The organism is Streptomyces luteolus, assembly GCF_029968015.1.
GTDB classification, from domain to species: domain Bacteria; phylum Actinomycetota; class Actinomycetes; order Streptomycetales; family Streptomycetaceae; genus Streptomyces; species Streptomyces luteolus.
The window spans coordinates 1-19,085 of record NZ_JASCIS010000001.1 but is presented as its reverse complement, the minus strand read 5'-3'; the positions used below and the strand labels follow the sequence as shown (position 1 = coordinate 19,085).

Here is a 19,085-nt window from a genome sequence, read left to right as displayed (position 1 = left end):
CGCTCAGGACGTCGGCAGCTGCTTTCCGTAGTCCACCGTGTGGCTCGCGTCCGGCTTGCGGAACACGAAGTCCTTGTCCCAGTCGGTCAGCAGGAGCGTGCCGGCCCCGCCGGCGCGCTCCAGGCGCAGCGGGTACGCGGTGCCCTCCAGTGACACGTGCAGGGTGCCGCCCGCGCCCTTGTCCCCGCTGACCTCGACGGTGCGCTTGCCGTCGGCGGTGCCGCGCTCGCCCGCCGACAGCGTGCCGTGCAGCGTGAGCAGGCCGTCGAGCAGCAGGCCCTTGTCGGTGAAGCCGCTGAGCTGCTTGTACGCGGGGTCGCCCTCGGGGACCTTCACGTACTTGCCGTCGAGCTTGTCCGCCGCCAGCTCGTCCGCCGAGTCCGGCTTGCCCTGCCCGCGCCCGCCCTGGGAGCTGTCGCCCTGCGAGGCCCAGAAGTCGGCGTCGGCCTTCAGATAGAGCTGGCCGTCGACCCGCAGCAGCTCGAACGTGCGGTTCTTGAGCCGGACTTCACCGCTGCCGCCGTCCTCGGTCAGCTTCATGTCGAGCTTGTACGTGGCGCCCTTGCTGACCACCGAACCGGTGAGCCGCAGCGAGTCCGCGCTCTTGGCCGCGTTCTGCGCCTTGCGCTGGATCTTCGCGGCGGAGAGCTTGCCGACGCCGTTGGTCCCGGCGTCCGGGTCCTCCTCGGCGCCACACCCCACGAGCCCCGTCATCCCCGCGACCAGGCCGACGCACAGGGCGCCGGCGAGTGCGGTGCGGCGGGCTCGGCCCAGAGCGCTGGTGGTCACGTGCGGGGCTGCCTCTCGTGTGGGGGTTCGGAGCGACAGTACGGCAGCGTACCCGCGCCACGAGCGCCACCCGGCAGAGAGCCTTCTGCGCCGCCCACCAGGGCGTATCCGACCGGGACGGGCTAGCCTGAAGCCCGCAAACCGTCAGATGTACGCATGAAGCGAGACATCAGCCAGACATACGAGACATAACTCAGACATAGCAGCATACGGCCGAAAGGAGACGGACCATGGCGGCTGCTTCCCGGATCTTCGTCTCCCATCTGTCCGGCATCGCCGTCTTCGACCCCAACGGCGACCAGGTGGGCCGTGTCCGCGACCTCGTCGCCATGCTCCGCGTCGGCCGCCGCCCGCCCCGACTGCTCGGCCTGGTCGTCGAACTCTCCACCCGGCGCCGCATCTTCCTGCCCATGACCCGGGTCACCGGTATCGAGTCCGGCCAGGTCATCACCACCGGCGTGCTCAACGTACGGCGCTTCGAGCAGCGGCCCACCGAGCGGCTCGTCCTCGGCGAACTCCTCGACCGCCGCGTCACCCTGGTCGACACCGGCGAGGAGGTCACCGTCCTCGACGTCTCCGTGCAGCAGCTCCCGGCCCGCCGCGACTGGGAGATCGACCGGGTCTTCGTACGCAAGGGCAAGGGCGGGGCGCTGCGGCGCAAGGGGGAGGCGGTGACCGTGGAGTGGTCGGCCGTCACCGGGTTCTCCCTGGAGGAGCACGGCCAGGGGGCCGAGAGTCTGCTCGCCTCGTTCGAGCAGCTGCGCCCCGCCGACCTCGCCAACGTCCTGCACCACCTCACCCCCAAGCGCCGGGCCGAGGTCGCAGCGGCGCTCGACGACGACCGGCTCGCCGACGTACTCGAAGAGCTGCCGGAGGACGACCAGATCGAGATCCTCGGCAAACTCAAGGAGGAGCGCGCCGCCGACGTCCTGGAGGCGATGGACCCGGACGACGCCGCCGACCTCCTGTCCGAGCTGCCCGAGGAGGACCAGGAGCGTCTCCTCGACCTGATGGAGCCGGACGACGCGGCGGACATGCGGCGCCTGATGCAGTACGAGGAGCGCACGGCCGGCGGCATGATGACGACCGAGCCGATCGTGCTCCAGCCCGACGCCACGGTCGCCGACGCCCTCGCCCGCGTCCGCCAGCAGGACCTCTCCCCCGCCCTCGCCGCCCAGGTCTACGTCTGCCGCCCGCCCGACCAGACGCCCACCGGCAAGTACCTGGGCCTGGTGCACTTCCAACGCCTCCTGCGCGACCCGCCGTTCACCCTGGTCGGCACGGTGATCGACCAGGATCTGCAGAGCCTGCGCCCGGACACGCCGCTGCCCGAGGTCACGAGCTTCTTCGCCACGTACGACATGGTCGCGGCGCCCGTCGTGGACGAGAGCGGCTCGCTGCTCGGCGCCGTCACCGTCGACGACGTACTGGACCATCTGCTGCCCGACGACTGGCGCGAGACCGAGTTCCATCTGGCCGAGGAGGTGAACCACGGTGAGTGAGCGCGACCGTGACCGCGAGCGCGAACGTGAACGGGCCGAGGCGGGCCGCCCCCGGATCCGTCTGGACCTGCCGCGCCCGCCCCGCCGCAAGCTGGTGCCCGAGTACGACCCGGAGGCCTTCGGCCGGCTCTCCGAGAAGATCGCCCGCTTCCTCGGCACGGGGCGGTTCATCGTCTGGATGACGGTCGTGATCATCCTGTGGGTGGTGTGGAACGTGTCGATGCCCGCATCGCTGCGCTTCGACGAGTACCCGTTCATCTTCCTCACCCTGGCGCTCTCGCTGCAGGCCTCGTACGCGGCTCCGCTCATCCTGCTCGCCCAGAACCGGCAGGACGACCGGGACCGGGTCAACCTGGAGCAGGATCGCAAGCAGAACGAACGCTCCATGTCGGACACCGAGTACCTGACCCGGGAGATCGCCGCCCTGCGGATGGGCCTCGGCGAGGTCGCGACCCGGGACTGGATCCGCTCGGAACTCCAGGACATGGTGAAGGACATGGACGAACGGTTCGACGTGTTCCCGCCGGAGCAGACCGGCCGCCCGGCCCTCGCGCGTGACGAAGGCGACCGCCGATAGGGCTTCCCCGGGTGTCACCCCGTCGCCGTACCATTCCCGTATGGCTACCGACACGTATCCGACCGACGAGGCGATCCGCGAAGCGCTCGCCACGGTCAACGACCCCGAGATCAACAAGCCGATCACCGAGCTCGGCATGGTCAAATCGGTCGACATCGGGGCCGACGGAGCGGTGGCCGTCACCGTCTACCTCACGGTCTCCGGCTGCCCGATGCGCGACACCATCACGAACCGGGTGACCGAGGCGGTCTCCGGCGTCCAGGGCGTCACCTCCGTGGCCGTCACGCTCGACGTGATGAGCGACGAGCAGCGCCGCGAGCTGGCCGAGGCCCTGCGCGGCGGCACCGCCGAGCGCGAGGTCCCCTTCGCCAAGCCCGGCTCCCTGACCCGGGTGTACGCGGTGGCCTCCGGCAAGGGCGGCGTCGGCAAGTCCTCGGTGACGGTGAACCTGGCGGCGGCGATGGCCGCGGACGGCCTGAAGGTCGGCGTCGTGGACGCGGACATCTACGGCCACAGCGTGCCCCGCATGCTCGGCGCCGACGGCAAGCCCACCCAGGTCGAGAACATGATCATGCCGCCGTCGGCGAACGGCGTGAAGGTCATCTCCATCGGGATGTTCACGCCGGGCAACACCCCGGTGGTGTGGCGCGGCCCGATGCTCCACCGCGCCCTGCAGCAGTTCCTCGCCGACGTGTACTGGGGCGACCTGGACGTCCTCCTGCTCGACCTGCCGCCCGGCACCGGTGACATCGCGATCTCGGTGGCCCAGCTGGTGCCGAACGCCGAGATCCTCGTCGTGACCACCCCGCAGCAGGCCGCGGCCGAGGTCGCCGAGCGCGCCGGCTCCATCGCCGTACAGACCCACCAGAAGATCGTCGGCGTCGTCGAGAACATGTCGGGCATGCCCTGCCCGCACTGCGACGAGATGGTCGACGTCTTCGGCACGGGCGGCGGCGAGAGGGTCGCCGAGGGCCTCACGAAGACCACCGGCACGCAGGTCCCGGTGCTCGGCGCCATCCCGATCGACGTCCGCCTGCGCGAGGGCGGTGACGAGGGCAAGCCCGTCGTCCTGACCGACCCGGACTCCCCCGCGGGCTCCGCGCTGCGGTCCATCGCGGGCAAGCTGGGCGGTCGTCAGCGCGGCCTGTCGGGCATGACGCTCGGCCTCACGCCGAAGAACAAGTTCTGACGTTCTGACCGCCGCACAAGCCCGTACACGAGCCCGTACGCGAAGGGGGGCGCCGTCACCTGGTGACGGCGCCCCCCTTCGCGTATCGACGCTCAGCGGCCCTCGTACGCGGTGATGTCCTTGACCACCGAGAAGCCCAGGCCGTACGCGCTCATGCCGCGGCCGTACGCACCGAGGTGGGCGCCGCTCTCCGTGGAGCCGGCCAGGACCCAGCCGAACTCGGACTCGCGGTAGTGGAACGGCGTGGGCACGCCGTCGACCGGGAGGGTCAGCGTCGTCCAGGGCTCGCTGTCGAGGTCGTCCGCGAGCACCCAGGCGGTCTCGGTCTGCTGGTCCAGCCAGTCGTCGCGCAGCGCGTGGTCCATCTGCTGCGGCCAGGTCCGGGTGAGCAGGCCGACGCCCGCGAGCCAGGCGGCCGAGGAGACCGACGTGGCCTCCAGGACGCCGGTGCCGTCGCCGCTGCGGCGGACGGGGTTGGACGCCACGGTCACCACGACCGCGAACCGGTCCTTGGCGCCGGACTCGTCGGCGCGCGGCGCGGGCTCGTCACCGTGGCCGATGGAGCCGTGCTCGACCGTCCCGTCCGCGCCCGTCCCGACCTGCATCAGCCAGCGCGGACCTGTGAATGCCTCATCCAGGCCGTACCAGGGGAACGCCGCCGGCAAGTAGCCGTCGACCGCGCGTGCCCCGGTGTGACTCGTCGTCTCCATGTACCCGGCCGCCTCCTCGTTCTCTGCCGGTCCGGAGCGGCCCGCCCCCCTCGGGCGTCCTGAGTCCGGACAACAACAGAGGAGAATAGCCACCCCGGTTCGCCGCGTCGGATTCCAGCGGGGTGCGCGGGTCGCACGGGGCCCTTGCGCGGGGTGTTCCGTACGAGGTTCGTACGGGGTTCCGTACGGGGCTCGTACGGCTCAGGTGGCGTCGGCGTCGAACGGGGGGCGCTCGTCCTTGGCCGGTGGCTGCGGCTTCTTCTGCAGGTCGGTGCCGCCGCCCTTGGTCAGGCTCGGGCCGGACGCGGCGCCGCTCGCCGACTCGCTCTCGTGCCCGTTCACCGCGTCCGTGACGTCGGCCATCTCCTTGCGGAGGTCGAAGCCGTTACGGATCTCCTTGAGCCCCAGCTCGTCACCGTCCAGCTGCTTGCGGATGAACGTCTTGGGGTTGAGATCCTCGAACTCGAAGTCCTTGAACTCCGGCCCGAGCTCCTCGCGGATGTCCTTCTTGGCACTGTCGGAGAAGGCGCGGATCTTACGGATGAAGCCGGAGACGTCCTGAATGACCTTGGGCAGCTTGTCCGGGCCGAAGATGAGCACGGCAAGGACCACGAGCGTCACCAGCTCAAGTGCGCCTATGTCATTGAACACCTTGCAGCTCCTTGCGATGTCCGCGGCCCGGGACAGGAGGGACGGAATCCGGGGTACGGGCCGGTTCCACGGTACCCGGCGATCCTGTACTGCCGGTACTGTCCCGGGACGGTTCGGTGGCGTCCGGACGAGCGGCGGATGACAGGGCCCCCTCAGCCGCCCGCCGCGCCCAGCTCCAGGGAGAGCGTGCGCTCGGCGCCGCCGCGTTCCAGGGTCAGTTCCAGGCGGTCGCCGGGGCGGTGGGCGCGGATCTTCACGATCAACTCCTCACCGGAGTGCACCCGTTGGCCGTCCACCTCGGTGATCACGTCGCCCGGCTCGATGCCCGCCTTGTCGCCGGGGCCGCCCGGGGTGACCGCGGGACCGCCGTCGCCGCCCTCCTCGGCGACGCGGGCGCCGTCGCCCGTGTACCGGGTGTCCAGGGTCACCTCGATCACCGGGTGCGTGGCCTTGCCGGTGTTGATCAGCTCCTCGGCGACCCGCTTGGCCTGGTTGATGGGGATGGCGAAGCCGAGCCCGATCGAGCCGGACTGCCCGCCGTCGAGCTCCGAGCCGTTGCCCGCCGAGCGGATCGCGCTGTTGATGCCGATGACGCGGGCCTTGTGGTCGACGAGCGGGCCGCCGGAGTTGCCCGGGTTGATCGGGGCGTCGGTCTGCAGCGCGTCCACGTACGACACGTCGCTGCCGTCGCCCTCCTCGCCGCCCGCGGTGATCGGCCGCTCCTTGGCGCTGATGATCCCGGAGGTCACCGTGTTGGACAGGTCGAAGGGAGCGCCGATCGCCACCACCGGATCGCCGACCTGGACGTTGTCGGAGTTCCCGAGCGGCAGCGGCTTGAGTCCGCTCACCCCGGACACCTCGACCACCGCGAGGTCGTAACCGGAGTCCCGGCCGACCACCCGCCCCTTGGCCACCTCACCGCCGCTGAACGTCACGGACACCTCGCCGCCGTCGCCCGCGGGCTCCACGACGTGGTTGTTGGTGAGGATGTGGCCCTTGTCGTCGAGCACGAAGCCGGTTCCGGTGCCCTGCGCGCTGTCGCCGCTGACGTGCAGCGTGACGACGCTGGGCAGCGCGCTCGCGGCGATCCCGGCGACGCTCTCCGGCGCCCGCTCCTGGGACCCCGCGTCCGCCTGCGGGAGTTCGACGGTACTGATGCCGCCGTGCCGCTCCATGTAGGCGCCGACACCGCCGCCGACCCCGCCCGCGACGAGCGCGAGCACCAGCGCGGCCGCGAACAGCCGGCCCCGCCGCGGCTCCTTCGCGGGCGCGGGCCCGTCGGCCATCAGCAACGGCCGCTGAGCCTGCGGCGCCCGCCACGGGTCGTACTGCTGCCAGTGCCCTCCGGCCTGCGGCTGCGCTTGGGGCTGCGGCTGCGGCTGTGCGCCGTGCGGCGGGGTGGCCTGGGCGGCCGGGCCGGGCGGGGCATGCTGGGCGCTCTGGTGGGGTGCGGCGGCCGGGTGCGGGGTGCCGTTCGCGGGGGTCGCGGAGGCGGGGGTCGCGGAGGCGGGGGTCGCGGAGGCGGGTGCGGCCGGGCCGGGTGCGGCTGCGGGGGCCGCCTGGCCGGGTGCGGCCGCGGGTTCGGCCTGACCGGGTGCGGCCTGGCCGGGTGCGGCTGCGGTCTGCGTGGGCGGCACGGCGTACGACGGTACGGGGGTGCCCTGGGCGGGCATGCCCTGGGCGGGGGTGCCCTGCGTGGGCGTGCCGTGCGAGGGCGTGCCCTGCATCGACGTTCCCTGAGCAGGCGTGCCCTGCATCGGCGATCCCTGAGCAGGCGCGCCCTGCATCGGCGATCCCTGAGCAGGCGCGCCCTGCATCGACGTTCCCTGAGCAGGCGCGCCCTGCATCGGCGATCCCTGAGCAGGCGCGCCCTGCATCGGCGATCCCTGAGCAGGCGCGCCCTGCATCGGCGATCCCTGAGCAGGCGCGCCCTGCATCGACGTTCCCTGAGCAGGCGCGCCCTGCATCGGCGATCCCTGAGCAGGCGTGCCCTGCATCGACGTTCCCTGAGCAGGCGTGCCGTGCGAGGGCTGAACTGCCGTTCCCTGGGCGGGAGTCGGCACCGGGCGCTGTACGGGCGGGGCGGGAGCCCAGGGGCCGGGTTCCCCGTAGGGCGGTGTGCCGTACGGGTCGGGGTCGTGCAGCGGCTTGGGGCGCGCGGCCGAGGGTTCGGCGGCCTGCTCGGCAGCGGCCGGGTCCTGGGCTTGCTCCCGGCGGGCGCCCGCCCCCTTGGCGATTGTCACGCCGCTCTTGGCCTTGGGCGCGGCAGCAGCGGGGGCAGCGGGGGCAGCGGGGGCAGCGGACTCGGTGGGCGGCTCCGGGGACCGCTCCACGGTCGGCTCGGCGGCGGCCGTACTCCCTTCCGCAGCAGGGGAGTCGGCGGCAACGCCCTCCCCCTGCGCGCCCCGGTCCTCGGATATCTCGCCGCCCGAGGCGCGCTCACGGTCGTCGGACGCGCGTGCGGCCGGGCGGCTCCACCACTTCGCCTTCGGTCCGGTGGGCTTGCCCTCGTCCATGCTCTCCCCACACCTGGTCCGCGGCAGGGCCCGCGGGCGGCCACGCGGCGGTCCGCCGCTCCATCAGAGTCCTCGGTGTCCGCGCCCCCCCGCTCGGGTGGCACGGACACCGAGGATTCAACCAGGTTTGCGAACGGCCGGTGCAGAGAGCCGGTGCAGAGAGCCAGTGCGGAGACCCGGTTCAGCGGCCGGAGGAGAGCGCCGTCCCGGAGCCGGGCGGTGCCGAGGGCAGCGCCGTCGACGCCGTGGACTGGGTGGGCTCCTCCGAGTCGGACGACGAACCGGACCGCTCCCCCTGCTTCTTCGCCTTCGGCTGTGCCGGGTACTGCGGGAACCCGAAAGCCGGACGGCGTATCAGCGGGGAGAGCACCGAGGAGCCGGTGAGCATCGGTGATGCCATCCAGTCCCGCAGGGCGCGTGGCCGGTGCGGTGCGAGCGGCACTCCCGGCACTTCCGGCGCCGCCACTCCGGTGGCGGCCATCGGTGCGGAGAGCGCCCCGGGTCTGCTGCCCGGTAGCGCCGCGGCGGGATGGCTGCCGCGCCGCCGCTGGGTGTCCCGGGCACCGTTCCCGTTCGCCCCCTGCGTACGCATCGGGCTGGCCTTGGAGCCGCGGGCGTCGGCCGATGGGTCGGCCGGGACGGGCGCGCCCGCGGAGACGCCGCCGAGCGCGATCGCCGCGAGCGAGACGGCGCCCGCCGCCGCGAAGGCGAACCGGCGCCCGCGCGAGGCGGCCGCCCGCTCCTGCAGGGAACGCCCCACGTCATGGATCCGGAAGCCACGCTCCGGGGAGGCATCGGGCAACGCCCGCTCCGACAGCGGCCCGTCGGAGAGCGGCCCGTCGGGCAGCGGGCCATCGGCGCGAGGCCCGTCGGCAAGCGGTCCGCCGGACAGCAGCCCGCCGGACAGCGGCCCGCCCGGCAGGGCGTCGCCGGGCAGCATCCCGCCGTGGGCGCCCGAGGGGTCGTACCCGAAGAGGTTTCCGCCTCTGCCGAAGACGCCGTCCGCGCGCATACCGAAGAGCGGGTCGGTGACGGGGCCGCTGAAGTCGCCGCGGTCGTCGTCACCGCCCGCGGGTAGTCCCTGCAGGCGGGCCAGGAAGGAGTCGGAGGGGGGTGGGGGTGCCGTGGACGCGAAGTACGACTTGAGGCTGCGCTGGGCGTCGGCCTCCGCCTTGCACTTGGCGCAGGTCGCGAGGTGCGCGAGGACGCGCTCGCGGCTGTCGTGGCCCAACTCGCCGTCCACCAGGGCCGCGAGCCGGTCTCCCAGATGCTGCTCGGCGAGGTGTCGCTCGGCCGGGTTTCGCCGTGATCCGCTCACGCCGTCGCGCCCCCTCCTCCCAGCACGGGCACACCGGTGACCGCGAGCGAACGGCGCTCCGCGCGGGCCTCGGGCGACCGGTGCTGCAGGGCCTTGCGGAGCTGGGACCGGCCGCGGTGGATCCGGCTGCGGACCGTGCCGAGCTTCACGCCGAGGGTCGCGGCGATCTCCTCGTACGAGAGTCCCTCGATGTCGCACAGGACGACGGCGGCGCGGAACTCGGGTGCGAGGGTGTCGAGCGCCTGCTGGACGTCGGCGTCGAAGTGCGTGTCGTTGAAGACCTGCTGGGGCGAGGGCTCGCGGCTGGGCAGGCGCTCGGCCGCGTCGTCACCGAGGGCGTCGAAGCGGATGCGCTGGCGGCGGCGGACCATGTCGAGGAAGAGGTTGGTCGTGATGCGGTGCAGCCAGCCCTCGAAGGTGCCCGGGGTGTACGTCGACAGCGAGCGGAAGACGCGGACGAAGACCTCCTGCGTGAGGTCCTCGGCGTCGTGCTGATTGCCGGTCAGACGATACGCCAGGCGGTACACCCGGCCGCTGTGGGTGCTGACGATCTCCTCCCAGGTGGGCGGAGTCCACGCCTGCGAATCCGCTTCGGCGGCGAAGGTCGCGGTCTGCACGGAGTCGGCGGCGCGGGATCGGTCAGCGGTGTTGGTCACGGATTTCGGCCCGACCTCCGACCTGAGGAGACGCCGCAGTCGCGGCATCCTTCCCCGGCCCTCGGCCGCAGCCGCACCTCCCCTGTCGGCTCTGGTGGTGTCCAGTGGAGCCCCTACCATAGCCACCTCGCCCGTTAGCTCCGGATAAGCGTTTTTACGTGAATTTGGAAGTCGGGCCGCGGTTCCCCGCGTTCCCCGGCTTTCCTTTCCACCCCTTCTTAACGCCCGGTCCCATCTGCGGGTTCCCGGCCCCAACGGATACAGTCACCGGCAGGCCGAAGGCCGTCGACAACGGGGACAGGAGAGGGCGATTACCGGCAACCGTCAGCCGACCTTGGCGTTCGTGGACGCCTTTGTCGTCGAGGACGAAGCCCTGCACTGGGCCCGTGAGCGGGCCCGGGAGACGGGGCTTCGCCCGGTGTCGCCCGGCACCGGTACCGCGTTGCGGATGCTCGCCGCGACCGCGGGCGCCAAGGCCATCGCCGAGATCGGCACCGGAACCGGAGTCTCCGGTATCCACCTTCTGCACGGCATGCGACCCGACGGTGTCCTGACCACGGTCGACCCGGAGCCCGAGCGTCAGCAGTTCGCGCGCCAGGCCTTCCGCGCCGCCGGTTTCGCCAGCAACCGCGCCCGTTTCATCCCCGGCCGCGCCCTCGACGTACTGCCGCGGCTCGCGGACAGCGGATACGACCTGGTGTTCTGCGACGGCGATCGCACCGAGTACCTCGACTACCTAGCTGAATCGTTGCGCCTGTTGCGGCCCGGCGGTCTCGTCTGCTTCGAAGGCGTCTTCGCCGACGGCCGTACGGTCGACTCGGGGTCGCAGCCCGCGGAGGTCGTGAAGCTGCGCGAACTGCTGCGCGCGGTGCGGGAGAGCGGTGATCTGGTGCCGGCGGTGCTGCCGATGGGCGACGGGCTGCTCTGTGCCGTGCGGCGCTAGCCGGGTCTGCCGGTCGTCCGGTCAGCTCGGGTCACCCGCGGCTCGGTCGCGGCTCGGTCGCGCAGTTCCCCGCGCCCCTATCGAGGTTGTCCGGGGCTCGGGGCGTGCTCCCGGCGCCCCTCTCCGGGGCTCGGTGCGCAGTTCCCCGCGCCCCTGATCAAGATCGGCCGGGCCCCCGAAAACAGTCCCCCGGGGGTCGATACGACACTGCCCCGGCACGCTGTTAGTGTGCCGGGGCAGTTGAAAAGTGGTGAGCGCTTCCGCCTCAGCCGGCGACCTTCATCAGTTCGTCGCCGAGCGCTTTGGCCTCGTCCGGCGTCAGCTCGACCACGAGCCGACCGCCGCCTTCGAGCGGAACGCGCATGACGATGCCCCGCCCCTCCTTGGTCACCTCGAGCGGGCCGTCGCCCGTCCGCGGCTTCATGGCCGCCATGCTCGTTCCCCTTCCTGAAACCAGCTCATCGCAGCCGGCGGCCCCATGACAGGCGCTGTGTCACCGGCATCGAACACATTGCTTCCCAGCCATTATCCCGCATCGCAGGACCCGATGACCAACATCGGTAGGCATCGCTTGCGCAACGCGCTTGACCAAAACCACTCAATTCGGCGATGTGGCTGCGATACTGCGCCACCTCGCACGCCCTGCCGCACATCGATTGTTTGACGCAGGTCACATGCCGGGGCCCATGCCGGGCCGAGATGATCTCCGCCATGCTGTGCGTGAACGACGCCGAGCAGACCCGCGCCCACGGCCGTGAACGGCCGGGAGCCGCACCGATGGAGGGGACCGACATGGCCGACACCGTGCTCTACGAGGTGAGCGACGGACTCGCGACGATCACGCTGAACCGCCCCGACGCGATGAACGCCATGAACACCGACGCGAAGGCCGCCCTCCGGGACGCGCTCCAGGAGGCGGCCGCCGACACCGCCGTACGGGCCGTGCTGCTCACCGCGACCGGCCGGGCCTTCTGCGTCGGCCAGGACCTCAAGGAGCACATCGGCAAGCTCGCCGAGGACCGGGACGCGGGCACGAACGGCACGATGAGCACGGTCCGCGAGCACTACAACCCGATCGTGCGGGCCCTCACCGGGATGCCGAAGCCGGTCGTCGCGGGCGTGAACGGCGTGGCCGCGGGCGCGGGCTTCGGCTTCGCGCTCGCCGCGGACTACCGCGTCGTCGCGGACACCGCCTCGTTCAACACGTCCTTCGCGGGTGTCGCGCTGACCGCCGACTCCGGGGTCTCCTGGACACTGCCCCGCCTGATCGGCCAGAGCCGCGCCGCCGACCTGCTGTTCTTCCCGCGCGGCATCAAGGCGCAGGAGGCGTACGACCTGGGCATCGCCAACAAGCTGGTGCCCGCCGACGAGCTCGCCGCCGAGGCGGAGCGCACGGCCCGCGCCCTGGCCGCGGGACCGACCCTGGCGTACGCCGCGCTCAAGGAGTCCCTGGCGTACGGGGCCGGGCACTCGCTCGACGAGACGCTGGAGAAGGAGGACGAGCTGCAGTCCAGGGCGGGCTCGTCCGCGGACCACCACATCGCGGTGGAGGCGTTCATCGCCAAGGAGCAGCCGAAGTACCTGGGCCACTGAGACGCAAGGCTTGTGGTCCGGCGGGGCCAGGGGGCGTCTCCCCGATCTTCGCGGTTCAGGCCTCGGCGTCATGGGGTCCGCCTGCCGGAGGTTGGGGGAGTGCGCCCGGATCGCCCTCGTACTGGACGTACTTGGAGGATTCGGGCGGGCGGCGAGTGGGGGCCCGGCCGAAGGCTGTGGGAGCGTGCCTGGGGGCACCTCCCGGCCGGAGGCTGGGGGAGCGTGCCTGGGGGCACCTCCCGGCCGGAGGCTGGGGGACGCGGACCCGCAAAGATCGGGGAGACGCCCCCTACGCGCGCCGGGACACGCAGTCCTTCAGGTGGTCGTCGACGAGGCCGCAGGCCTGCATCAGGGCGTAGGCCGTCGTGGGGCCGACGAAGCGGAGGCCGCGCTTCTTCAACTCCTTGGAGAGCGCGGTCGATTCGGGCGTGATCGCCGCCACGTCGGAGATCGTGCGCGGCACCGGTCTGCCCTCCGCGTCGGGGGCGAACGACCAGATCAGCGCGTCCAGTTCACCCGGCGCCCAGTCGACGAGCACCTTGGCGTTGGCGAGCGTCGCTGCGATCTTCGCGCGGTTGCGGATGATGCCGGGGTCGGCGAGGAGGCGCTCGGCGTCGGCGTCCGTGAACTCGGCGACCGCGGAGATCTTGAATGCGGCGAAGGCGCGCCGGAACCCCTCGCGGCGGCGCAGGATCGTGATCCAGGACAGGCCGGACTGGAAGGCCTCCAGGCAGAGGCGTTCGTACAGCGCGTCGTCGCCGTGGACCGGGCGGCCCCACTCCTCGTCGTGGTACGCGACGTAGTCCGCAGTGGAGAGGGCCCAGGGGCAGCGCAGCGCGCCGTCCGGGCCGGGCAGGGCGGCACCTTCGGTCATCGTCGCGGCTCCTCGGGGGCGTCCGGGGGTGTGCCCGGCTGGTCCGGTCTGCCCGGCGGGGCGTCGTGAAGGTCCGGGGCACCTGCGGTGTCCTCGGGCTCCTCGACCAGTCCGCGGCCCCCGCCCACCGCTATCGCCTGCGCGCCCGCGAGGGCGGCCTCCAGCTCGGCGATCCGGGCGTCCCGCTCGGCCAGTTCGGCGCCGAGGCGGCTGAGCGCGTCGTCGACGTCCAGCATGCGGTACCCGCGCAGGGCCAGGGGGAGGCGGAGTGCCTCGACGTCGGCTCGGTGCACCGGGCGCGTCACCGGCAGCGGGTCGGTGAGCCGCTCGGGCTCCGCGTCGGGCAGCGCGGTGGACTCGCCGCCGCCCACGACGGCGAGGGTGACCGCGGCGACCACCACGACCAGCGCGATGAGCAGGAACCAGAACACGAACAACTCCCGGGTGCGGGCCGCGCGCCGGTCCGGGCCGCCGGACGCGCGAGGAAAGCGGACTGACAGAGTCTTCCTGTCGGGCGCGCCGTCCCGCGCGCCCGGCCGGGCGCCGGGAGGCTCACCACGTCCGATCGTGCCATGCGCCACTGACAGCTAGGGTCGCAGGCGACCGATGCGAGGAGGAATCAGGGGATGGGCAGCCCGCTGCGGCTCGGACGACGCGAGTTCGGCGCGTACGAGCCAGTGATCATGGCGATCGTCAACAGGACCCCGGACTCCTTCTACGACCAGGGCGCCACGTTCCGCGACGAGCCCGCCCTGGCGCGCGTGGAGCAGGCCGTCGCCGAGGGCGCCGCGATCATCGACATCGGCGGGGTCAAAGCCGGACCGGGCGAGGAGGTCACGGCCGCCGAGGAGGTCCGGCGCACCGTCGGCTTCGTGGCCGAGGTCCGCCGCCGCTTCCCGGACGTGGTGATCAGCGTCGACACCTGGCGCCACGAGGTCGGCGAGGCGGTCTGCGAGGCGGGCGCCGATCTGCTCAACGACGCCTGGGGCGGCGTCGACCCGAAGCTGGCCGAGGTCGCCGGGCGGTACGGCGCGGGCCTGGTCTGCACGCACGCGGGCGGCGCCGAACCGCGCACGCGCCCGCACCGGATCGCGTACGCCGACGTGATGGCGGACATCCTGCGGGTGACCGTCCAACTGGCCGAGCGGGCGGTGGAGTTGGGGGTGCCGCGCGAGTCCGTGCTGATCGACCCGGGGCACGACTTCGGCAAGAACACCCGGCACTCCCTGGAGGCGACGCGGCGGCTCGGGGAGATGGTGGACACGGGCTGGCCGGTGCTCGTCTCGCTGTCCAACAAGGACTTCGTGGGCGAGACCCTGGACCGGCCGGTGAAGGAGCGGGTGATCGGCACCCTGGCGACGACGGCGGTCTCGGCGTGGCTGGGCGCGCAGGTGTACCGGGTGCACGAAGTCGCCGAGACGAGGCAGGTCCTGGACATGGTCGCCACGATCGCCGGGCACCGGGACCCGGCGGTGGCCAGGCGCGGGCTGGCCTGAGCGGGCGGGGCCGACCCCGGGCACACGGGCGCCCGGGGCACACGGGCGCCCGGGCGCGCGAGCGCACGAGCGCACGAGCACGCGAAAGCCCCCGCACGCGCGCGTGCGGGGGCTTTTCCTGTACGGGCCGGGGGCGGGAGCTACCGCCCGACCTCCTTCGTCACCAGGGACACCGCCTCCTCCACGTCGTCCGTGACGTGGAAGAGGTGCAGGTCGGGCTCCGAGGCCTTGCCGCCCGCGATCATGGTCTTGCGGATCCAGTCGACGAGGCCGCTCCAGTACTCGGAGCCGAACAGCACGATCGGGAAGCGGGTGACCTTGCGGGTCTGGACGAGGGTGAGCGCCTCGAAGAGCTCGTCCAGGGTGCCGAATCCGCCGGGCAGGACCACGAAGCCCTGGGCGTACTTCACGAACATGGTCTTGCGGACGAAGAAGTAGCGGAAGTTCACGCCGATGTCGACGTGCGGGTTGAGGCCCTGCTCGAAGGGGAGCTCGATGCCGAGGCCGACGGAGATGCCCCTGGCGTCGCGGGCGCCCTTGTTCGCCGCCTCCATCGCGCCGGGCCCGCCGCCGGTGATCACGGCGAAGCCGGCCTCGACGAGCGCGCGGCCGAGGCTCACGCCGGCCTCGTACTCGGCCGAGCCCACCGGCGTACGGGCGGAGCCGAACACGCTGATCGCGGGCGGGAGTTCGGCGAGCGCGCCGAAGCCCTCGACGAACTCCGACTGGATGCGCATGACCCGCCAGGGGTCGGTGTGCACCCACTCGGAGTCGCCCTCGGAGTCGAGGAGGCGCTGGTCCGTGGTGCCGGGCGTGACCTGTTCACGGCGCCGCACGACCGGGCCGAGGTGCTGTTCCTCCAGCGGGCCCTGTGCTTCCGGATTGCCCATGAACATCCCCTTCCGCTGACACTGTTGCCGTTTCAGCGTAGGCGGACAGGGGTGACGAACAACGTCATTGCGAGCAAGATCGATGTGAACAGGCGGACGGGGCGACCCCGGCACGGCCTCGGGTCAGGCCTCGGGTCAGGCCTCGGGTCAGGCCTCGGGCTCAGGCCTCGGGTCCAGGCCTCGGGTCAGGCCTCGGGTCCAGGCCTCGGGTCCAGGCCTCGGGTCCAGGCCTCGGGTCAGGCCTCGGGTCCAGGCCTCGGGTCCAGGCCTCGGGCTCAGGCCGCAGGTTCTGGCCGCGGGTCGGCTCAGGAGGCCAGCCAGGCCCGCAGCCGCTCCTCCGCGCGCAGGATCTCGGCGGTCTGCACGCGCTCGTCCGCCTTGTGCGCGAGGAGCGGGGCGCCGGGCCCGTAGTTCACCGCGGGTACGCCGAGCGCGCTGAACCGGGAGACGTCGGTCCAGCCGTACTTGGGCCGGGCCTCGCCGCCGACGGCCGCCATGAACGCGACCGCGGCCGGGTGGTCGAGCCCGGGCCTGGCCCCGCCGGTGTGGTCGTCGACGACGAACTCCTCGACGCCGCAGTCCGCGAAGTACTCCCGTACGAACTTCTCGGCCTCTTCCATGCTCCGGTCCGGCGCGTAGCGGAAGTTGACCACCACGGTGCAGGCGTCGGGGATCACGTTGGTGGCGACGCCGCCCTCGATCCGGACGGCGTTGAGGCCCTCGTGGTACTGGAGTCCGTCGACGAACGGCCTGCGCGGCTCGTACTCCGCGAGCCGGGCCAGGATCGGGGCGGCCTTGTGGATCGCGTTGTCGCCCATCCAGGCGCGCGCGGAGTGGGCGCGTTCCCCCGACAGCTTCAGGTGGACCCGCAGCGTGCCCTGGCAGCCGCCCTCGACCTGACCGTCGGACGGCTCCAGGAGGATCGCGAAGTCGCCCTCCAGCCAGTCCGGGTGTGCGTCCGCCACATGTCCGAGGCCGTTGAGGTGGGCGGCGACCTCTTCGTTGTCGTAGAAGACGAAGGTCAGGTCGCGGTTGGGCGCCGTCACGGTCTGCGCGATGCGCAGCTGGACCGCGACCCCGGACTTCATGTCGCAGGTGCCGCAGCCCCACAGGACGCCGTCGTCGTCGAGGCGGGAAGGTACGTTGCGAGGGCTGTCCGCGATCGGCACGGTGTCGATGTGCCCGGCGAGCACGACGCGTTCGGCGTGACCGAGGTTCGTACGGGCCACGACGTTGTTGCCGTACCTGTCCACCGTGAGGTGCGGCAGGCCGCGCAGCGCGGTCTCGATGGCGTCGGCCAGCGGCTTCTCGGTGCCGCTCTCCGAGGGGAAGTCCACGAGCCGGGCGGTCAGCCGGGCGGCGTCCAGGGTGAGGTCAAGTGCGGTTTCGGGCATGCCATCGACCCTACGTGCTCCGTTCACAAGGGCGTTGTGCGAGCCGTATCCCGGACTCCAGTACGGTTGGCGGCGTGTCCGAGCAGCCCCCCAACCGCTTCAGGCGCGGCCGCCTTCTGCGTGCCGGCGCGGCCTTCGCCGTGCTGCTCGCGCTCGCCGGTTACCTGCTCCTGCAGTACGAGGGCGGCGGCCGGCCCGCACCCGGCTGCCGGGTGGTCTCGGCGGCCGGCGACGGGGCCGCGTACGAGTTGAGCACCGAGCAGGCCGTGAACGCCGCGACGATCTCGGCGGTCGGCACCTCGCGCGGCATGCCCGAGCGGGCCGTGACGATCGCGCTCGCGACGGCCCTGCAGGAGTCGGCGCTCCGCAACATCGACCACGGCGACCGTGACTCGCTCGGCCTGTTCCAGCAGCGGCCCTCGCAGGGCTGGGGGGACACCGACCAGATCATGGACCCGGTGTACGCGTCGGGGAAGTTCTACGAGCACCTGGACAAGGTCCCCGGCTACTCGCGCCTTCCGCTCACGGTGGCCGCGCAGCGCGTGCAGCGCAGCGGCTTCCCGCAGGCGTACGCGAAGCACGAGCCGGACGCCGCGCTGCTCTCCGCCGCCCTGACCGGCCGCGCCGCCGCGACCCTGACCTGCGGCACCGAACCGTCCCGGGAGCCGGGCGAGCCGGAGCGGGTGCGGGAGGCGCTGGTCCGGGACTTCGGCAAGGACGTGCTGCCGCGCCCGAAGGGTGCCGAGCCCGCCGGGGACGACAAGGCGAAGGGCGCGTCGCCCACGCTGCGGGTGCCGGTCGGGGCGGCGGTGTCGGCGCGCGGCCGGGACGGTCAGCGCGGCTGGGAGCTGGCGCACTGGGCGGTGGCCCACGCGTCCGTGTTGCGCATCGAACGGGTCTCCTACGCGGGCCGCGAGTGGAATGCCGCGGATTCCGGGCACACCTGGCGCAAGGCCTCGGACGGGACATCGGGCGACACTTCGGAGCAGGCCGCGGGTGCGGCGGGCTCCTCGGGCGGCGCGAGCGGTGCCGCGGACGAGGTAGTGATCACGACCGCCCAGTAGTGCGGACCCTCACCCGTTCGAGGGAGCGGGGTCAGCTCGCGGCGACGCCGCACGGGTCTCGGCGCACGTACGTCCGACACCCCTCCGCGAGATCGCCAATTCCCTTGCGCACCAAGCGAAGTGAGGATTCTGCAGGGCGTCCCGCGCGGACACCCTTTCCGCATTGTTCGTCCGGTTTTAGTCGCAGCCGATAATGCGACGCATTACCAACTCTTTACGTTGCCGTCCCGCAACCTTCGACGGCTTCGAGCGGTAGTCACGGCGTCCGTACGCCGGTCCAGGCCGGAGGCACCACGCGGACACACCAACTGTCTTCCGTCACACAAGGAGCACCATGTCCCTCCCCCTGACCCGCCGGATCGCCCGTGCCGCGCTGCTCAGCGCAGCGGGAGCAGTTTCCGTGGTCGGTGCGGCCGGCTCCGCGAGCGCCGTCGACCTGCCGGGCGCGCCCGGCAGCCTCGGTGGCGTGACCGCCCCGGACAGCGGCGCCCTCGGCAGCACCGTCGAGGGTGCCACCGACAACGTCTCCGGGCTCGCGGGCAACGCGAGCGACAAGGCCACCGGGAAGACCGTGCCGGCGGCGGGCAAGAAGGCGGGCAGCACCGTCGGCAAGACCAGCAAGACCGTCGGCAAGACCGGCAAGAGCACGGCCCCGGTCGCGAAGAAGGCCGCGGGTGGCCTTGTCGGTGGCGCGACCGAGACGCTCGGTGAGACGGCGGGCTCCGCCACGCAGAACGAGCTGCCGGTCGAGACGCTGCCCACGGGTGGGCTGCCGTCGCTCGGCTAGTCACTGCGTGCGCGTACGACGAGGGGCCCGGGGAGTTGTCCCCGGGCCCCTTCTGTGTCCGCTCGAGGTGGCGGGCCTGGGACTGTCCCCTACCCGCCCCTTCCCGAAAGCCTGCGGCGCTTCGGGGCTCCGCCCC

19 protein-coding genes are annotated in these 19,085 nt (G+C 72.4%); 8 read left to right on the top strand and 11 right to left on the bottom strand.

Features of this window, described 5'->3' with window-relative positions; translation table 11 throughout:
* Nucleotides 1–3: 3 nt before the first annotated feature.
* The gene (locus QIT00_RS00095; protein ID WP_408909680.1) at nt 4–789 is read right to left on the bottom strand and encodes a hypothetical protein; all 786 of its coding nucleotides are present in this window, start codon (nt 787–789) and stop codon (nt 4–6) included.
* 230 nt (nt 790–1,019) lie between these two features.
* On the opposite strand from QIT00_RS00095, the gene QIT00_RS00090 reads away from it, so the two are divergent.
* The 3 genes from QIT00_RS00090 to QIT00_RS00080 are packed head-to-tail and all read left to right on the top strand — an operon-like array spanning nt 1,020 to nt 4,057.
* Nucleotides 1,020–2,291, top strand: a complete 1,272-nt coding sequence (locus tag QIT00_RS00090; protein WP_282532909.1) for a magnesium transporter MgtE N-terminal domain-containing protein — start codon at nt 1,020–1,022, stop codon at nt 2,289–2,291.
* Nucleotides 2,284–2,868 (top strand): DUF1003 domain-containing protein, encoded by a 585-nt coding sequence (locus QIT00_RS00085; RefSeq protein WP_282532908.1) that lies wholly within the window; start codon nt 2,284–2,286, stop codon nt 2,866–2,868. The genes QIT00_RS00090 and QIT00_RS00085 overlap by 8 nt, the downstream gene beginning before the upstream one ends.
* Before the next feature lie 40 nt (nt 2,869–2,908).
* Nucleotides 2,909–4,057, top strand: a complete 1,149-nt coding sequence (locus QIT00_RS00080) for an Mrp/NBP35 family ATP-binding protein (RefSeq protein ID WP_282532907.1) — start codon at nt 2,909–2,911, stop codon at nt 4,055–4,057.
* A gap of 92 nt (nt 4,058–4,149) precedes the next feature.
* Here the strand turns inward: QIT00_RS00080 and QIT00_RS00075 are convergent, their stop codons facing one another.
* The 5 genes from QIT00_RS00075 to sigE form a co-directional block, all read right to left on the bottom strand.
* Nucleotides 4,150–4,767, bottom strand: a complete 618-nt coding sequence (locus QIT00_RS00075; RefSeq protein WP_282532906.1) for a hypothetical protein — start codon at nt 4,765–4,767, stop codon at nt 4,150–4,152.
* A gap of 201 nt (nt 4,768–4,968) precedes the next feature.
* On the bottom strand, nt 4,969–5,418 hold the full coding sequence (locus QIT00_RS00070) for a sec-independent translocase (protein ID WP_282532905.1): 450 nt from the start codon (nt 5,416–5,418) through the stop codon (nt 4,969–4,971).
* A 152-nt stretch (nt 5,419–5,570) separates the two neighbouring features.
* Nucleotides 5,571–7,265, bottom strand: a complete 1,695-nt coding sequence (locus QIT00_RS00065; RefSeq protein ID WP_408909692.1) for a S1C family serine protease — start codon at nt 7,263–7,265, stop codon at nt 5,571–5,573.
* A gap of 850 nt (nt 7,266–8,115) precedes the next feature.
* Complete coding sequence (locus QIT00_RS00060; protein ID WP_282532903.1) at nt 8,116–9,252, bottom strand: zf-HC2 domain-containing protein; 1,137 nt, start codon at nt 9,250–9,252, stop codon at nt 8,116–8,118.
* On the bottom strand, nt 9,249–10,028 hold the full coding sequence (sigE, locus tag QIT00_RS00055; RefSeq protein ID WP_282532902.1) for an RNA polymerase sigma factor SigE: 780 nt from the start codon (nt 10,026–10,028) through the stop codon (nt 9,249–9,251). Before sigE ends, QIT00_RS00060 begins: the two co-directional genes overlap by 4 nt.
* A 115-nt stretch (nt 10,029–10,143) precedes the next feature.
* On the opposite strand from sigE, the gene QIT00_RS00050 reads away from it, so the two are divergent.
* Nucleotides 10,144–10,851, top strand: coding sequence for an O-methyltransferase (locus QIT00_RS00050; protein WP_282533214.1), 708 nt, complete (start codon nt 10,144–10,146; stop codon nt 10,849–10,851).
* A gap of 265 nt (nt 10,852–11,116) precedes the next feature.
* On the opposite strand, the gene QIT00_RS00045 is transcribed toward QIT00_RS00050, so the two are convergent.
* A complete protein-coding gene (locus QIT00_RS00045; protein WP_282532901.1) occupies nt 11,117–11,284 on the bottom strand; it encodes a DUF3117 domain-containing protein in 168 nt (55 codons plus the stop codon).
* A gap of 359 nt (nt 11,285–11,643) precedes the next feature.
* On the opposite strand from QIT00_RS00045, the gene chcB reads away from it, so the two are divergent.
* On the top strand, nt 11,644–12,444 hold the full coding sequence (gene chcB / locus QIT00_RS00040) for a 2-cyclohexenylcarbonyl CoA isomerase (protein WP_282533213.1): 801 nt from the start codon (nt 11,644–11,646) through the stop codon (nt 12,442–12,444).
* A gap of 289 nt (nt 12,445–12,733) precedes the next feature.
* Here chcB and QIT00_RS00035 read toward each other — a convergent pair whose 3' ends face one another.
* A complete protein-coding gene (locus tag QIT00_RS00035) occupies nt 12,734–13,318 on the bottom strand; it encodes a DNA-3-methyladenine glycosylase I (RefSeq protein ID WP_282532900.1) in 585 nt (194 codons plus the stop codon).
* Nucleotides 13,315–13,749 (bottom strand): hypothetical protein, encoded by a 435-nt coding sequence (locus QIT00_RS00030; RefSeq protein ID WP_282532899.1) that lies wholly within the window; start codon nt 13,747–13,749, stop codon nt 13,315–13,317. The genes QIT00_RS00035 and QIT00_RS00030 overlap by 4 nt, the downstream gene beginning before the upstream one ends.
* Nucleotides 13,750–13,944: 195 nt before the next feature.
* Between QIT00_RS00030 and folP the strand changes: the two genes are divergently transcribed.
* Nucleotides 13,945–14,814, top strand: a complete 870-nt coding sequence (gene folP / locus QIT00_RS00025) for a dihydropteroate synthase (RefSeq protein WP_282532898.1) — start codon at nt 13,945–13,947, stop codon at nt 14,812–14,814.
* Nucleotides 14,815–14,954: 140 nt separating this feature from the next.
* Here the strand turns inward: folP and QIT00_RS00020 are convergent, their stop codons facing one another.
* A complete protein-coding gene (locus QIT00_RS00020; RefSeq protein WP_282532897.1) occupies nt 14,955–15,704 on the bottom strand; it encodes an LOG family protein in 750 nt (249 codons plus the stop codon).
* 305 nt (nt 15,705–16,009) lie between these two features.
* The gene (dapE, locus tag QIT00_RS00015; protein WP_282532896.1) at nt 16,010–17,098 is read right to left on the bottom strand and encodes a succinyl-diaminopimelate desuccinylase; all 1,089 of its coding nucleotides are present in this window, start codon (nt 17,096–17,098) and stop codon (nt 16,010–16,012) included.
* 74 nt (nt 17,099–17,172) lie between these two features.
* On the opposite strand from dapE, the gene QIT00_RS00010 reads away from it, so the two are divergent.
* Nucleotides 17,173–18,162, top strand: coding sequence for a heavy metal transporter (locus QIT00_RS00010; protein ID WP_282532895.1), 990 nt, complete (start codon nt 17,173–17,175; stop codon nt 18,160–18,162).
* 334 nt (nt 18,163–18,496) lie between these two features.
* The gene (locus tag QIT00_RS00005) at nt 18,497–18,949 is read left to right on the top strand and encodes an ATP-binding protein (protein ID WP_282532894.1); all 453 of its coding nucleotides are present in this window, start codon (nt 18,497–18,499) and stop codon (nt 18,947–18,949) included.
* The last annotated feature ends 136 nt before the right edge of the window (nt 18,950–19,085 follow it).

What these genes read in the sequence shown, in the direction of transcription:
- chcB (WP_282533213.1), top strand. Translation starts at nt 11,644, where the DNA reads ATGGCCGACACCGTGCTCTACGAGGTGAGCGACGGACTCGCGACGATC.
- QIT00_RS00080 (WP_282532907.1), top strand. Translation starts at nt 2,909, where the DNA reads ATGGCTACCGACACGTATCCGACCGACGAGGCGATCCGCGAAGCGCTC.
- QIT00_RS00065 (WP_408909692.1), bottom strand. Translation starts at nt 7,265, where the DNA reads ATGCAGGGCGCGCCTGCTCAGGGAACGTCGATGCAGGGCGCGCCTGCT.
- QIT00_RS00005 (WP_282532894.1), top strand. Translation starts at nt 18,497, where the DNA reads ATGTCCCTCCCCCTGACCCGCCGGATCGCCCGTGCCGCGCTGCTCAGC.
- QIT00_RS00020 (WP_282532897.1), bottom strand. Translation starts at nt 15,704, where the DNA reads ATGGGCAATCCGGAAGCACAGGGCCCGCTGGAGGAACAGCACCTCGGC.
- QIT00_RS00075 (WP_282532906.1), bottom strand. Translation starts at nt 4,767, where the DNA reads ATGGAGACGACGAGTCACACCGGGGCACGCGCGGTCGACGGCTACTTG.
- dapE (WP_282532896.1), bottom strand. Translation starts at nt 17,098, where the DNA reads ATGCCCGAAACCGCACTTGACCTCACCCTGGACGCCGCCCGGCTGACC.
- QIT00_RS00090 (WP_282532909.1), top strand. Translation starts at nt 1,020, where the DNA reads ATGGCGGCTGCTTCCCGGATCTTCGTCTCCCATCTGTCCGGCATCGCC.
- sigE (WP_282532902.1), bottom strand. Translation starts at nt 10,028, where the DNA reads ATGGTAGGGGCTCCACTGGACACCACCAGAGCCGACAGGGGAGGTGCG.
- QIT00_RS00035 (WP_282532900.1), bottom strand. Translation starts at nt 13,318, where the DNA reads ATGACCGAAGGTGCCGCCCTGCCCGGCCCGGACGGCGCGCTGCGCTGC.
- folP (WP_282532898.1), top strand. Translation starts at nt 13,945, where the DNA reads ATGGGCAGCCCGCTGCGGCTCGGACGACGCGAGTTCGGCGCGTACGAG.
- QIT00_RS00045 (WP_282532901.1), bottom strand. Translation starts at nt 11,284, where the DNA reads ATGGCGGCCATGAAGCCGCGGACGGGCGACGGCCCGCTCGAGGTGACC.